Consider the following 16317-nt stretch of genomic DNA (forward strand, 5'->3'; position numbering starts at 1 on the left):
TTATGTGGGTTGATTTAAAGGAACATTCCTATGAAATCATAATAAAGCGTGGTGCATTGGAACAGTTGGGAACTTGGGTTGCTTCTTTATGGACACCACAAAAAATAGCAATTATTACCGATAGTAATGTCGCGCCTTTATATAGCCAAACGGTTATGAAGCAATTAACTCGTGTAGGTTTTTCACCCTATTTAGCCGTAGTTCCGGCCGGAGAAGCAAGTAAATCTTTAACGCAAGCTGCACAATTATACGACTTTTTAGCTGAAGCAGGATTTACCCGTAGTGATGGGATTGTGGCTTTAGGCGGTGGTGTAATTGGTGATTTAGCCGGTTTTGTTGCTTCGACATATATGCGGGGCATTCATTTTTTGCAGATTCCCACGACCTTATTAGCGCAAGTTGATTCAAGTATCGGTGGTAAAACAGGCGTCAATACGCAAAAAGCAAAAAATTTAGTTGGAACTTTTAGTCAGCCAGCAGGGGTTTTAATCGATCCAGCTGTTTTAAAGACTCTCGAAATACGCCGTGTGCGTGAGGGAATTGCAGAAATTATTAAATCGGCAGCGATTGCTGATTTAATTTTATGGGAGAAATTAAAAGCGTTAAAAGATGAAGCAGATTTATTAAATCAGGCAGAAGTTATTATCACGTCAGCACTTGAAGTAAAACGTCAAGTGGTGCAAGAAGATGAATTTGATAACGGAATGCGACTCATTTTAAATTTTGGGCATACAATCGGCCACGCAATAGAAAATACTGCCGGTTATGGCGTTATTAGCCATGGTGAAGGCGTTGCTTTAGGTATGGTGAAAATTAACAGTGTTGCTGAGGCAAAAGGGTTATCTCCAGTGGGAAGTACCGCACAACTAAAAGAGATGATTACAAAATTTCATTTACCTACCCGTCTACCAACTTGGGATGAACAAGCGTTGTATAGTGCAATTACACATGACAAAAAGGCCCGTGGAACTAATTTAAAATTAATTTTACTAAAAGAAATTGGGGAAGCAAAAATTGTTGAGGTTCCCTTAACTGAAATGAAAGATTACTTAAAGGAGGCGTTATGATGCGCTATTTAACAGCAGGAGAATCTCATGGACCCGAATTGACTGCCATTATTGAAGGTATACCAGCAGGAATGCCACTTTTAGCAGCAGATATTGATGTGGAATTAGCACGGCGTCAAGGTGGCTATGGTCGTGGTGGTCGCATGAAAATCGAAAAAGATCAGGTTCGCATTACTTCTGGTGTGCGCCATGGTAAAACATTAGGCTCACCAATTACTTTAGTCGTAAAAAATCGTGACTGGAAAAATTGGCAAACTGTTATGGCTGCAGAAGAAGTAGCTAAAAAAGATCAAAAACTCCGTCAAGTCACACACCCACGGCCGGGTCATGCTGATTTAGTTGGTGGCATGAAGTACCATCACGATGATTTGCGTAATGTTTTAGAACGTTCTTCAGCTAGAGAAACAACAATGCGGGTGGCTGTTGGAGCCGTGGCAAAAAAACTATTAAAAGAATTAGCAATTGAGGTGGCCGGCCATGTTACAGTTCTAGGTGGTATTAAAGCGAGCATTCCTGAAGAAATTAGCATTGCAGAAGTAAAGAAGCGCTCTGAGGAATCTGATGTTCGCGTAGTGGATGCAGCTGTTGAAGAAAAAATGAAACAGTTAATTGATCAGACGAAAAAAAATGGTGATACAATTGGTGGTGTTGTTGAGGTTTTAGTGGGAAATGTTCCCGCTGGTCTTGGTAGCTATGTCCAATGGGATACCAAATTAGATGCCAAACTGGCCCAAGCGATTGTCGGAATCAATGCTTTCAAAGGTGTAGAATTTGGTGTTGGTTTTGAATCAGCGAATTTACCAGGTTCTAAAGTAATGGATGAAATTATTTGGTCACAAGAAACTGGTTACCGCCGGACAACCAATCACTTAGGTGGCTTTGAAGGAGGAATGACCAACGGTGAAACGATCATCGTAAAAGGTGTGATGAAGCCCATTCCGACTTTGTATAAACCTTTAATGAGCGTTGACATCCAGACAAAAGAACCCTACAAAGCGAGTGTGGAGCGTTCAGACAGTACAGCTGTTCCTGCTGCAAGTGTCGTTTGTGAAAATGTGGTTGCGACTGTCTTAGCAAATGAAATTTTAGACAAATTTTCCAGCGATTCTTTTGAAGAATTGAAAACAGCTGTGGCCCAGTATCGCCAATACCTTAAAAACTTTTAGGAGGTCTTTTAGATGGAGCAAAAAGTTTTTATCGTAGGCTTGGGACTAATTGGCTCATCTCTTGCTTTAGCCATAAAAAAAGAACATTTAAACGTAAAAATTATTGGGTTTGACTGGCATGAAAAAACAGGCGCAATTGCCCTTAAAAAAGATATTGTTTCCGCTTTAGCAATTGACTTTGCAGCAGGTGCCAAAGAAGCTGATATTATTATCTTAGCAGTACCAGTTTTTAAAACCATTGACTATTTAGAAGAATTAGCCCAATTGCAGCTAAAAAAAGATGTAATCGTAACCGATGTCGCCAGTACAAAAGGTCAAATAATGGCAGCTGCTACAAATTTACCATTTACTTTTATTGGCGGACACCCCATGGCCGGTTCACATAAGTCTGGCGTAACAGCAGCGGACGTCAATTTATTTGAAAATGCCTACTATATTTTTACAAATCAAAACGCACCGCAAAGTAAACTGCGCTTATTAGAAGAACTATTACGGGGAACTCGGGCAAAATTTGTAGAACTAGCGCCAAAAGAACATGACCAAATTACAGCTATGCTAAGTCATTTGCCACACATCATTGCAGCAGGGTTAGTCACGCAAGGGGACATCTTTAATCAAGAACATCCTCGCGCCAAACAATTAGCCGCCGGGGGCTTTCGGGATATCACGCGAATTGCATCTTCTGATCCGATAATGTGGACAGAAATACTGTTAAGTAATAAGACTGCGATTTTACAGCAGTTGGAAAGTTGGACCGAAGAAATGAAAAAAGTTCAAAATTGGCTAGTAACTGAGGATGAGGGTGCAATTTTTACTTTTTTTAATCAGGCTAAAGATAACAGAGACCGCCTGCCAGTTCATAAAAATGGTGCGATTCCTGCCTTTTACGATTTGTTTGTCGATGTTCCGGATGCGCCCGGCGTAATTGCAGAGGTAACGGGTCTATTGGGGCATAATCAAATCAATTTAATTAATCTGAAAATTCAGGAAACTAGAGAAGATATTCACGGTATTTTGCAAATCAGTTTTCGCAATGAACAGGATTTAATGCGTGCGAAAGCCTGTATTTTGCAAAATACCAATTATCCCGCGCGAATTAAATAAGCAACTAAAAGGAGGGCATTATGGATTTATTACAAGCACAAAAAGGTTTGCAAGGAAGCATTACGGTACCGTCTGATAAGTCAATTTCTCATCGTAGTATTATGTTTGGGGCTCTCGCGACGGGCCAAACGACCATTAAAAATTTTTTGCGGGCCCAAGATTGTTTAAGTACGCTAAAGGCTTTTAAAAAATTGGGCGTTCCAATCTTCGATGATGGAAAGACAATTACGGTGACAGGCGTTGGATTCAATGGTCTAAAGGCTTGTGATAAAGCAATTGATGTGGGTAACTCTGGCACTACTATTCGTCTAATGATGGGAATTTTAGCTGGTCAAGATTTCTCTACCACTTTGTTTGGTGATGCTTCTTTAAATAGACGGCCAATGGAACGGGTAATGGCTCCTTTGCGCCAGATGGGAGCAACACTATTGGGGGATAATGGCAGTGAGTTTCCGCCAATTACAATTAATGGAACAAACAACTTACAGCCCATTCACTACCAAATGCCAGTTGCAAGCGCCCAAGTAAAATCGGCTATTCTTTTTGCAGCCCTGCAAGCTAAGGGAACTTCCACCATTGTTGAAAAGGAAATTTCCCGTAATCATACCGAAGAGATGATCCGTCAATTCGGCGGTAAAATCACCGCAAATAAAAAAGAAATAACCGTAAGTGGACCGCAAACTTTGACTGGACAAAATGTGGTTATTCCAGGAGATATTTCTTCGGCTGCCTTTTTCTTGGTTGCTGGAGCGATTACATCCGGGAGTCAATTGATACTAAAAAATGTTGGAATGAATCCAACGCGGACCGGAATTGTGGATGTTTTGACACAAATGGGCGCCCGCTTAGAAATAGAAAATTATGACGAGAAAAATCAAGCAGCGGATTTAAAAATGACAACATCGACATTGACTGCCACGATTATCGCCGGTGAAATCATTCCTCGTTTAATTGATGAACTGCCCGTGATTGCCCTGCTGGCAACACAAGCTCACGGTCAAACAATTATTAAAGATGCCCAAGAACTTAAGGTGAAAGAAACGAATCGAATTGATGCTACAGCAGAAGAATTACAGAAGATGGGGGCAGATATTACTCCGACAGCAGATGGCTTAATAATCAATGGCCCCACACCATTAAAAGGCGCTCATGTATCCAGTCGCGGCGATCACCGCATTGGGATGATGTTACAAATTGCCGCTTTAATTGCCACCGGCAAAACACAATTGGATCAACCTGAGGCGATTAATATTTCTTACCCTGAATTTTTTGACGATGTTAAAAATATAGTAGGTGAAAAAAATGAATAGTATCTTACTAATTGGCTTTATGGGCGCAGGTAAATCAACTATAGGCAGCTTATTAGCCCAAAAGTTAAATTGGCCAATGATTGATTTAGATGATTTAATTACTGAAAAAATACAAATGCCGATTAATGACTATTTTGACCAATTTGGTGAAGCTGCTTTTCGTCAAGTTGAATCAAATGTTTTAAAAGACAATCTAAGAACTAAAGCAATTATTGCCACTGGAGGCGGTATTGTGGTCAGTGCGTTAAACCGCAGTCTTTTAAAAGCACAGCCAAAGGTTATTTATTTAAAAACTGAACCACAAACGCTAGTGACACGGATTAAAAATGACACGAAAAATATTCGTCCCCTTGCAACAGAAAAAAGTGAGAGAGAGATTATTTCTTTATTAAATGGGCGTCTTACTCATTATGAAGACAGCGCCGCGATTGCCGTTGAAACCACAGAGCGATCGCCTGAAGAGATAGTTGAAGAAATTATGGAAAGGCTGGCAATGGCATGAAAATAGGTTATTTGGGTCCCGAGAGCTCATTTTCTCATCAAGCGGCACGAAAGCAATTTGCAAAAGAAAACTTAATTGCCTATGCTTCTATTCCAGCCTGTTTACAAGCAGCCCTTAAAGAAGAAATAGACTTTGCAATTGTTCCAATCGAGAATTCTTTAGAAGGAACGGTTCATGCTTCGATTGATACGTTATCTCAAAATCCTAGATTACAGGTCTTATCCGAAGTAATTTTACCAATCAAACAACAGCTATTAGCCTTAACAAAAGGGGATTTCAAAAAGATTTATTCTCATCCGCAAGCTTTAGCACAATCACAAAAATTTCTAGCGACTAATTATCCAGCGGCAGAATTAATTCCAACAGCTTCCACGACTGCTGCTTGCGATTACGTTGTCACGCATAGTGGTGAAGCAGTCGCTGCAATTGCCTCTTATGAAGCAGCAACGTTTTATGATTTGAAGGTTATTAGTTCTGATATTCAAGACAACGATTTCAATCAAACCCGTTTTTGGCTTGTGGGTACCAATCAGACCTTTAATTTTGGTACAGCAGAAAAAATGTCCTTAATTTTAACCTTACCAGCAAATCATGCGGGTGCACTGCATCAGATGTTAGCGGCATTTGGCTGGCGCCAAATTGATTTAAGTAAAATTGAATCGCGACCACTTAAAACGAGTCTAGGAGAATATTTTTTTGTAGTCGACCTGTTACTCAATTGCCCGCAGCAATTAATTGAAAATGCGTTGGAGGAAATTGAACTTCTAGGCGGTGTAGTTACTTGTTTGGGGACATATCCTGTCAAATTTGCTCACAACTAACATAATTGAAAGAAATGCTATGAAATGCTTAAGTTTTTTCATAGCATCTTTTTTTGTGACCCAGTTAGGGTAAACTTGTAGAGAAATGATTTACTTTTGGAGGTAGCCTACATGAGTCGCATGGATCGCTATAAAGAAATACACGAAGAAACCAATAAAAAAGAAAGTTTATTTGCTCGTAAACAAATAAAAGATGGTGATAGTGTCAAAAAAACAGACTATCAGCAAAATGATGCTCACCAAGAAGAGCCGCCAATGGCTGAAGCTGATCGTAAAAATAGAAGTAAAAAGTCATTGCCAAGCTTTGGTATTAAAAAAAATAAGAAAAAACCAAATCAAAATTATACGGGGATAAATACAGGCAATAATGGCAACAACAGCTACAATGAAACTGGAAATAAAAAAGAACCTCGTCAGGTTAAGCCCAAAAAAATAAAGAAATCAAAGAAAAAACATCCCGTAATCCGCTTTATCATTGGGCTTTTGCTTTTTTTACTCGTTTATAGTGGGGGCGCTTTTGCAATGGGAAAAATGTCCGCCTCTTCTGATAAAGAAATTCCCAAACAAGAAACAGAAGCATTTAATGGTTTTACCTCAGCTGATGGGGCCAATAATATTTTGCTGTTAGGTAGTGATAGCCGTAAAGGGGAGACTGCGCGGGCGGACACTATTATGGTGTTACAACTAGATGGACCAAGTAAAAAACCCAAATTGATTTCATTTATGCGGGATACATTAGTTGATATTCCAGGTGTTGGACAAAATAAAATTAATGCTTCTTATGCTTATGGGGGAGCTGATTTGGTTCGTCAAACATTAGCGCAAAATTTTGGATTGGAATGTAAATATTATGCTGTTGTTGATTTTAAATCATTTGAAAAAGTCATTGATACTCTATTTCCAGGTGGCGTAGCCATTAATGCTGAAAAAAATATGAGTACAAACTTAGAAGTGCCAATTCAAAAAGGACAACAAAACATGGATGGTTTACACCTTTTGCAATATGCACGTTTCCGGATGGACGAAGAAGGTGACTTTGGTCGGGTAAGACGCCAGCAACAAGTAATGAATGCTATTTTTAGTCAGATGAAAAATCCTTTGGCCATTGCTAAATTACCTTATGCCGCTGGTAAAGTTTTAGGTTACACTGGAACAGATTTAAAGACTAGTTTTCTTGTAAAAAATAGCTTTAGTATCCTAAAAGGAGCTAGTGGGATTGATCGTTTGACTGTGCCAGCCAAAGATACGTGGGAATACGGGAATACTGCTGAAGCTGGTAGTGTCTTAGTGGTGGATAAGGAAGCTAATAAGACAGCAATAAATAACTTTTTAGCAAAATAACTTGCCATTTTTTAAGTAAAATTTTAAGTCAAAGAGAATTGGGCAGCACAAACCAATCCTTTTTGACTTTTTCTTTTCTCAGTTTGGTTTCTTTTAAAGGGAATCTGGCAGAAACTATTTTCCTAAATCGTAGTTTATGCTATATTTGTAGAAGTAGTGAAATTTTCTTGAAACGAGGATTATAAATGAAATTAGCAGTAGTAACAGATAGTTCTGCATTTCTACCTGAAACCATCAAAAATCATCCAGATTTATATATTATTCCGGTACCTGTTATTATTGACGGCCAAATTTACAACGAAGGCATTGATATTCATGCTGACGAGTATTATGACATGTTAAATAGCAGTAAAGAATTTCCCACAACGTCACAACCTGCGTTAGGGGAAGTAATCGAGCTTTATGAAAATTTAGTAACAAAAGGTTATGATACGATTTTAAGTATTCATTTATCTGGTGGTATTTCTGGATTTGTAGCAACTCTAAATACAATTAAAGATGAAATTAAAGGTGCCAAAGTTATTCCTTATGATTCTAAGATTACGAGTATGCCTATGGGGCATATGGTTGAAAGTGCTTTACAATTAAAAGATGCTGGTAATTCTTTGACTGAAATTATCAGCCACTTGGATATCATTCGTGACAATACCTATGCTTATTTAATCGTTGATGATTTAAATAATCTTGTTCGTGGCGGTCGTTTAACCAATGGTGCTGCTTTAATTGGCGGTTTACTAAAAATAAAACCAATTTTAACGTTTAATGACGGGAAGATTGAGTTGTTCGAAAAAATTCGTTCTAGTAAAAAAGCCTTTAATCGGGCAGAAGAAGTGATTGGTCAGCGAGATCAAGAGATTAATCGTCCTGTTAAGTTATATGTCATTCACGCGAATAATTTGACTGTTGCCCAAGAAGAGAAACAAAAATTAGCTGAAAAATATCCCAATGCAGATATTGAAATCGGATATTTTGGTCCGGTTATTGGAACACATTTAGGTGAAAAAGCGATTGGAATTGCAATTTCAGCTTTATAAAAAAATTACAAGATAAAGAAGTTAGAACAAAAGGAGAAATGACTTTTGTTTTAACTTCTTTTTTTATAAGAGCAAAACACGTTAAAGTTCAGTTACTATTTTCATCAGCTGTCAGTCATTATAAATTTTAAATTGAACGCAATGCAATTGCTTTGGTTTTATTAGAAGCAGGGAGACTTATTATAATAAGTCAAAATAATTGGCAATTTATCCATCCTTTTTTATAATTTAGTAGAGTAGTATGTTAGTAAATTACTAAATGAAAACTTGCAATTTTTTTGCACACAATAATGAGGAGTGGTTACAATGGAAATTCCAACAAATTTGAAGCATAAACCTGTTTTAGTGGTAGAAAATTATGATAATGCCGATGGTAAGCAAGCGTTTGAATCGGACGCAAAAGGGCTTTCTTTGGGCTTAGCGCAATGGAATGATCGGGGGAAAGTAGATATTTCCGGGAAGGTTTGGCGCCATACAGGCGAAAAATGGTCTCGTCAATCTGAAGAGTTACCCATTAATCGTATTTTGGATTTAGCAATTTTAGTCGCACAAGCTAGTATCTATTTTCAAGATGCTTATCGCTACCCGAAATTTTATGATCCAGAAAATCCGGTTGTCGACATTGTCGGTGTACAAGGAAATCGTATGACCGTTGAAGTGGATACCAATAACCCCATGATTGACGAAGATATTAAATTGTTTCATGATACATGGCAAAAAGATGGGGAAATTTTAGGCGAGCGTTTCCGGATTTTAAAACGTTTATTAGAAGAAGCCGGATATTAAAATAAAGCAGGTGAAACTATGACAATGCCTTATGCAGTTACCAATAAGCGCGTTTTTAGTCGTTTAGAAAAACAAATGATTTGGCAAAAACCAACAAGTCATCAAACCAGTGAAATTGAATTACGCATTGCCAGCGAGATCAAAAATAACTGGGACGATACTGAAATGAAGATTATGAATGTCTTGTTAGAAGGAGATGCGGGTTCAGGAAAAACTCAACTTGCCAAGGCTTTATCCTATGATTTACAACTCCCTTATACCAAAGTAACTTGTTTTGCGGATATGGATAAGTCAGACGTTTTTGGGGCCTTACTTCCTGTCGTAGCAACAGATGACAAAACAGATGGAGAATTGCTTGAAGCGATTTATCAAACAGATAGTCTAGATGCCGTTCTAAAATTAATTGCGCAGCATTATAGTATTGATTTAGCTGCTGCAAAAATGCGTCTGGCTGCGCTTGTTAGTCGTGTGGATGCAAATGAACAAGAAGTTGTCCATTACAAATTTTATCCATCTGAAATTGTTCGGGCTGTGGAAAAGGGCTACCTATTGGAAATACAAGAACCCACAGTGATCCGGGATGCTTCTGTTTTAGTAGCCTTAAATTCAGCTTTAGAGCCAAATGGTATGCTAAATTTACCTACAGGGATTATAAAACGTCATTTGGATTGTGTTATTGTCATTACAACCAATCGCAATTATCAAGGCAATCGGCCCTTAAATGAATCCTTGCGGGATCGGATGCAACATGCAGAACGCATGGATTTACCTGAACTTGCAGTTATGGTAGAGCGGGCTGTAGCAAAAACTGGAGTCACTAATTTACCCCTACTAACAAAAATGGCTGAAATTATTCGCTTATTAGATGAAACGGCGAAAACCAATGCGATTAAAGGTGTAGCAGGGATGCGCTCATATTTTTATTGGGTGAATACTTTTAAACAAGGACAAGACGTTTTTAAAAGTCTTTATCCTAAAGTTATCTACAAACTAACAACTGAACCAAATGAAATTACATTATTGGAACAAGCGTTAGACGACAGTAGACTTCTAGTATCACTGCGCCAAGTACTTGTACCAGATGCCAGTGATGCCCTAAAAGAGATAAGAGGTCGTAAAATTTCTGCACAAGAAGCTGATATGCGCAACATCACCGAAGAAGCCCCTAGTGAAGCCGTTTTACAAAGCTATGAAGTAAAAGATGCAACAGATGCAACGGATGCCAAAAATAATGAAGCAGAATTAGAAGAATCTTCAAACAAGACAACAGAAAAACCTTCACCAGAACAGCCGCAAACAAAAGGCGAGCGAGAAGCCCATGATGGTGCAAGTGAAACAGGTAAAGAAAATACCGAAGGAATCTCAAAAGAGCAAAATGTTGATATTGAAACTTACGAGAAGGCTGAAAAAGAGTTGCGTAAAGAGTTAAACAAAAAAGCGCGTTCTGCTATGAAAGGGACAATCCACGAAAAAGAGGGACTAATTATCCAACGTCCCAAATTTACCAAAGAAGATGTCGCTAAAGCTCAAGATTTAACGCAAGAAGTGATGCCTGTCGTTACCCGTTTAACCAAGAAGATAACTGATATTTTAGAAAACGACCAAAGTGAAGTTTACGGAAAAGGGAAATATAGTGGCACGCGTTTTGATGCGAGTCGGGTGGCTTATGGTGATTATCGTACTTTTGATAAAAAAAATCCGCCCCATGAAGAACCATCATTAGCATTGGCACTACGTATTGATGAATCAGGTTCAATGTTAAAAGATGAACGGATCAAAAACGCCCGCTTGGCAGCTTTAGCTGTAGCTAGTTTTGCTGAAAAAGTGAATATCCCATTAATGATTTATGGGGATACAGCAGATTTATCCTCCCGTGAAAAAACTTCTATTTATTCTTATAAGGAGTTTTCTGATGACTATTTGTATCTTGGCGCAAAACTTGTGACGATGAAGCCCCGGCAAAACAATCGTGATGGTGTTTCTTTGCGACTATTAAGTCAAAAACTCGCAGAAGAAAATGCAACTACGAAGTTATTAATCAATATTTCTGACGGTCAACCAAAAGCTTTGCCTGATTATACAGGGACAAAAGCCAAAGAAGATATACAAGCAGTGATGACTGAATTTGAACGCCAAGGGATTATTTATTTGGCTGCAGCCATCGGAGATGATAAAGAAGCGATAAAAACAATTTACGGTAGTGAGCGCTTCTTAGATATTAGTGACCTAGAAACTTTTCCAGAAGATTTAATTCAATTGATTTCACGTTACTTATAACCATAAAATTATTATGTTAACCATTTTTCCTCTTAGTCAAAATAAAAACTTTTAAGTCTCACTTTTATGAGAAAAATGAGAAAGTTTTTGTTTGAAAGAGCTACTTTTATCCGTTAAAGTTAATAATAGACTCACTGGTCGCCCCTGCGATCGGTGTCTATTTTTTGCCATTATATAATTTGATTTACAAGAAAGGACGGAGGATATGATAAAAAAATTATTGGCCAATGTTGGTCAGTATAAAAAAGATAGTCTGTTAACACCGTTGTTTGTTGCCGGCGAAGTCGCGCTTGATGTCATCATGCCGTTAATTATGGCGATGATGATTGACCAAGGGGTAGAAAAGAGCAATAGTAGTGTTATTTTTAAATTAGGTGCTGTTTTGTTTTTATGCGCTTTAATTGCGTTAATTTTCGGCGCTTTGGGTGGTCGAACAGCTGCGATTGCTTCTGCTGGCTTCGCCCGTAATTTACGGCATAATTTGTTTAACCGGATTCAAGATTTTTCATTCTCAAATATTGATCGCTTTTCCACCTCAAGTTTGATTACGCGTCTAACAACGGATGTCACGAATGTGCAAAATGCGTATCAAATGATTATTCGCATCCTAGTGCGTAGTCCTTTAATTTTGATTTTTTCACTAATTATGGTCAGCCTCATTAATCCACAATTGATGCTTATTTATTTGGTAGTCTTACCGTTTCTAGCAATCGGCTTGGCAATTGTGATTCATTTTGCTCATCCTTTGTTTATGAAGGTTTTTCGTATTTATGACAAATTGAATAATGTTGTGCAAGAAAATTTGCAAGGCATTCGCGTGGTAAAATCTTATGTGCGAGAAGAACAACAAGAAAAAGTCTTCGATGAAGTTTCTACTGACGTCTATAAAAACTTTACCAGAGCACAACGAATCGTAGCTTTTAACAATCCGCTATTACAAATTTCAGTATATACGTGTATGCTTTTACTTTCTTGGTTTGGCGCAGAATTAATCGTTGATAAGGGAAGTTTAACGACCGGTGAGCTCGTTAGTATGTTTAACTACACCATGCAGATTTTAATGAGCTTGATGATGATGTCGATGGCTTTTGTCCAAATTTTAATTGCGCGTTCTTCTGCTGAACGTATTACTGAAGTCTTATCAGAAGAAAGTGATTTAAAAAACGAAACAACACCCTTGTTTACAGTAGCTGATGGCTCAATTACATTTGAAGATGTCTGCTTTAGTTATGCTGATGATATGGATAAATTAGCTTTAGAACATATCAACCTTTCCATAAAAACAGGGGAAGTAATTGGGCTTATTGGTGGGACAGGTAGTTCTAAATCTACATTAGTTCAATTAATCCCCCGCCTTTATGACGTTACTTATGGGGCAGTTAAAGTTGCTGGTGTCGATGTAAGAAAATATGATCTAGCTACTTTACGGGATCAAGTAAGTATGGTTTTACAAAACAATGTGTTATTTACAGGTACCATTAAAGATAATTTGCGCTGGGGCAATGAAACGGCTACAGATGAAGAATTAGTTGCAGCTTGTAAAATCGCTCAAGCAGATAGTTTCATTAACGAATTTCCCGATAAATATGACACGATGATCTCCCAAGGGGGCAATAACGTTTCTGGTGGTCAAAAGCAACGCTTAACCATTGCCCGGGCCCTACTTAAAAAACCTAAAATTCTCATTTTAGATGATTCCACAAGTGCCGTAGATACGAAGACCGATCGCGCAATCAGAGAAGGTCTAGCAAGTGCCATCCCTGGCATGACAACCATTATCATTTCCCAACGAATCAGCTCCATCCAAGATGCTGACCGCATTGTGGTTTTAGATGATGGAAAAGTCAACGGGGTTGGTACCCATGAACAGCTACTAGCAAATAATCAAATTTATCAAGAAGTTTATCAATCCCAACAGAAAGGATTTGGTGAAAGTGGAAATGAGTAAACCAACCGTGAAACGGTCAACCGGATCTAATCTGAAACGGTTGTTAACTTTAATGTTTAGCCAGTATAAAATTCAACTGGTTTTCGTTTTGATTATGATTTTACTTAGTGCCTATGCAAACGTTAAGGGCTCTTTGTTCTTACAAGTTGTTATTGACCGATATATTACGCCACTGATTGGGCAGTCTGATCCTAATTTTTCTGGACTGCTTCAAGCCATCATGCAAATGGCACTCATTTACCTGATCGGGGTAGTCGCTTCTTTAACGTATAACTTTATGATGGTCAAAATCAGTGAAGGAACGCAAAAGAAAATCCGCGATCAAATGTTTACCCATTTGGAAAGTTTGCCTATTCGTTATTTTGATGCAAATTCTGACGGCGACATTATGAGTCATTTTACAAATGATACAGATACCTTGCGCCAAATGATCTCTCAAAGTATCCCAAACTTAATGATGGCCTTTGTTACTTTTGTTTCAGTCTTTATCGCGATGTTTACAATAAGTTTGCCATTAACAGGGTTTGTTTTAATTTCTGTCTTTTTGATGTTAAATGTCATTCGCTTTATCTCGAAAAAAAGCGGCCGCTTTTTTGGCGCACAACAAAAAGACTTGGGCCAAGTTAATGGTTATATTGAAGAAATGATGCATGGTCAAAAAGTTGTTAAAATTTTCAATCACGAAAAGAAAGTAATGGAAGAATTTGACACGTTAAATGATCAACTTCAAGAAAGTGCAACTAAGGCGAATATTAATGCCAACACATTAATGCCAATTATGATGAATTTGTTAAATGTACAATACGTTTTAGTTGCGATTATTGGCGGCTTATTTGCTATTAATGGGATTTCAGGATTAACTGTCGGCATGATTGCCTCTTTCTTACAATTGAGTCGTTCTTTAAATGGTCCGATTAGCCAAATCTCACAACAAATCAATTTTGTAATTATGGCCTTAGCTGGTGCTGGTCGAATTTTTAATTTATTAGATGAAAAATCTGAACAAGATGACGGTTACGTTACGCTAGTAAATGCCAAGAAAATTGATGGTCAATTAGTAGAAACTGAAGAAAGAACGGGTCTATGGGCGTGGAAACACCCCCACAGCGATGGAAGTATCACCTACACACAATTAACAGGGGACGTTGTTTTTGAAGATGTTGATTTTGGCTACGTAGATAATAATATCGTTCTCCATGATATCAACCTATATGCTAAACCAGGGGAAAAGGTAGCCTTTGTAGGTGCTACCGGTGCTGGTAAAACCACGATTACGAATCTAATCAATCGTTTTTATGATATTCAAGATGGTAAAATTCGTTACGACGGAATTAACATTAAAAAAATTAAAAAAGATTCTTTACGTCGTTCATTAGGGATTGTATTGCAGGATACTCATTTATTCACCGGCACAATTCGTGAAAATATTCGTTTCGGTAAACTAGATGCCAGTGATACAGATGTCTTAGCTGCAGCCAAATTAGCCAATGCGGATAGCTTCATTAATCATTTGCCTGACAAATATGATACTGTAATTACTGGTGATGGCGAAGGATTATCGCAAGGACAGCGTCAATTACTTGCGATTGCTCGCGCTGCAATTGCTGATCCACCCGTCATGATTTTAGATGAAGCAACTTCTAGTATTGATACGAGAACAGAGAGTATTGTGCAGTCGGGAATGGATAAATTGATGCATGGAAGAACGGTCTTTGTTATTGCACACCGTCTTTCTACCATTCAAAATGCTGATGTAATCATGGTGTTAGACCACGGACGTATTATTGAACGTGGGAGTCACGAAGATTTATTAGCACAAAAAGGTATGTATTACCAACTTTATACCGGAAAAGTTGAATTGGATTAAGCTGAAAGGTTCTTCAAGCCTTCAGCTATAAGAACAAAAAAACGGGACAGACCATTATTAGCTGGCTGTCCTGTTTTTTTATGAAAATTTAGCAAAATTAAAAATTAACGTTTTTATTCGTAGACAGCCCGAGGACCACCAATATATTTTGGTCGGGTTCTTAGCGCAGTGACATGTGCTGCTCCAAGTGTATTAGAGCTAGGACGTACGGGAACTTGAACATGTTTGACATGCATCCCAATAGACGTGTCCCCAATATCAATACCTGCTTGCGCCACGATATGTTCTACTTCAACTGGATCAGTAAATTGATCAAAAGCTGCTACTGAACATGCACCCCCGGCATGTAATGACGGCTTAACCGAAACAATTTCAAAATGATTCGCTTTTGCTACCTTGCGTTCAACCACAAGTGCCCGATTTAAATGTTCACAGCCTTGGACTGCCAAATGGATATTTAAAGGATCTAATATTTCTTTTAGTGTACGAATAACCCATTGGCCAACTTCAGCACTAGAATTTTTACCAATTACACCACCGATAATTTCGCTAGTAGAACAGCCTAAGACAAAAATATCATCCGCTTGTAAATTAGCAGTGGCTAAGACACTTTCAACCATCGCAGTTAATTGTTTTTTTAACTCATTTTCAGTAATTTGGCTCATTTTTTTCACCTCTGATTTTATTATCACCAAAAATAAAAACATTGCAAGTAACTCTTATTAGTATCAGAAAAATCAAACAACATGGTAAAATAAAGAGTAAGGAGGGGATTACGATGGAAGAAACGGTTTTTTTCAATCTTGGGAATGCCATTGCATCCAACTTTGATACCAAAGAACTAGCCCGTACCGCCCAAATTGATCAATCAAAAGATTTGAAACGGCGGGGACTCGTTATTGCTACAGATCTTGATTCCGGGGAACATTTTCTTTTTTATGCCGATGATGTAAAAGAGGCAGATCCTACTACAAAAGAATTTAAACTTCACGATAAACTGTAGTTTTTATCTCAGTCTTTGACAAGCTTCTAGCTTCATGTTAGGCTTTACGTAGTACCATCTGGATATAAACAAAAGCGGCGGATGAATTTTA

Annotated in this window: 14 protein-coding genes; 13 read left to right on the top strand and 1 reads right to left on the bottom strand. The window is 38.1% G+C overall.

Annotated features, from left to right (window positions below; all coding sequences use genetic code 11):
- The first annotated feature begins 2 nt into the window (after positions 1–2).
- From aroB to K4422_RS09725, 12 genes are all read left to right on the top strand, one after another.
- Positions 3–1067 (top strand): 3-dehydroquinate synthase, encoded by a 1065-nt coding sequence (aroB, locus tag K4422_RS09670; protein ID WP_230710906.1) that lies wholly within the window; start codon positions 3–5, stop codon positions 1065–1067.
- Positions 1067–2233, top strand: coding sequence for a chorismate synthase (aroC, locus tag K4422_RS09675; RefSeq protein ID WP_230710908.1), 1167 nt, complete (start codon positions 1067–1069; stop codon positions 2231–2233). The genes aroB and aroC overlap by 1 nt, the downstream gene beginning before the upstream one ends.
- Positions 2234–2245: 12 nt before the next feature.
- Positions 2246–3337, top strand: a complete 1092-nt coding sequence (locus K4422_RS09680) for a prephenate dehydrogenase (protein ID WP_230710910.1) — start codon at positions 2246–2248, stop codon at positions 3335–3337.
- 20 nt (positions 3338–3357) lie between these two features.
- A complete protein-coding gene (gene aroA / locus K4422_RS09685) occupies positions 3358–4647 on the top strand; it encodes a 3-phosphoshikimate 1-carboxyvinyltransferase (RefSeq protein WP_230710912.1) in 1290 nt (429 codons plus the stop codon).
- Entirely contained in the window at positions 4640–5149 is a 510-nt protein-coding gene (locus tag K4422_RS09690; protein WP_230710914.1) for a shikimate kinase, read from the top strand. Before aroA ends, K4422_RS09690 begins: the two co-directional genes overlap by 8 nt.
- Positions 5146–5970: a prephenate dehydratase gene (pheA, locus tag K4422_RS09695; RefSeq protein ID WP_230710916.1), complete on the top strand. Its 825-nt coding sequence runs from the start codon at positions 5146–5148 to the stop codon at positions 5968–5970. Before K4422_RS09690 ends, pheA begins: the two co-directional genes overlap by 4 nt.
- Before the next feature lie 111 nt (positions 5971–6081).
- Entirely contained in the window at positions 6082–7311 is a 1230-nt protein-coding gene (locus tag K4422_RS09700; RefSeq protein ID WP_230710918.1) for an LCP family protein, read from the top strand.
- A gap of 185 nt (positions 7312–7496) precedes the next feature.
- Positions 7497–8345, top strand: coding sequence for a DegV family protein (locus K4422_RS09705; protein WP_206902829.1), 849 nt, complete (start codon positions 7497–7499; stop codon positions 8343–8345).
- A gap of 306 nt (positions 8346–8651) precedes the next feature.
- Positions 8652–9131, top strand: a complete 480-nt coding sequence (locus K4422_RS09710) for a DUF6530 family protein (protein WP_206902830.1) — start codon at positions 8652–8654, stop codon at positions 9129–9131.
- An 18-nt stretch (positions 9132–9149) separates the two neighbouring features.
- A complete protein-coding gene (locus K4422_RS09715) occupies positions 9150–11408 on the top strand; it encodes an AAA family ATPase (RefSeq protein ID WP_230710920.1) in 2259 nt (752 codons plus the stop codon).
- A gap of 205 nt (positions 11409–11613) precedes the next feature.
- Complete coding sequence (locus tag K4422_RS09720) at positions 11614–13356, top strand: ABC transporter ATP-binding protein (protein WP_206902831.1); 1743 nt, start codon at positions 11614–11616, stop codon at positions 13354–13356.
- Positions 13349–15223 (top strand): ABC transporter ATP-binding protein, encoded by a 1875-nt coding sequence (locus K4422_RS09725; protein WP_230710929.1) that lies wholly within the window; start codon positions 13349–13351, stop codon positions 15221–15223. Before K4422_RS09720 ends, K4422_RS09725 begins: the two co-directional genes overlap by 8 nt.
- A gap of 113 nt (positions 15224–15336) precedes the next feature.
- Here the strand turns inward: K4422_RS09725 and K4422_RS09730 are convergent, their stop codons facing one another.
- Positions 15337–15888, bottom strand: a complete 552-nt coding sequence (locus tag K4422_RS09730; RefSeq protein WP_206902884.1) for a TIGR01440 family protein — start codon at positions 15886–15888, stop codon at positions 15337–15339.
- A gap of 113 nt (positions 15889–16001) precedes the next feature.
- Here K4422_RS09730 and K4422_RS09735 point away from each other — a divergent pair, with 113 nt between their 5' ends.
- Positions 16002–16226: a hypothetical protein gene (locus K4422_RS09735; protein WP_230710930.1), complete on the top strand. Its 225-nt coding sequence runs from the start codon at positions 16002–16004 to the stop codon at positions 16224–16226.
- Positions 16227–16317: the final 91 nt, after the last annotated feature.

Source organism: Enterococcus sp. SMC-9 (genome assembly GCF_021011285.1).
GTDB classification, from domain to species: Bacteria; Bacillota; Bacilli; order Lactobacillales; family Enterococcaceae; genus Enterococcus_C; species Enterococcus_C montenegrensis.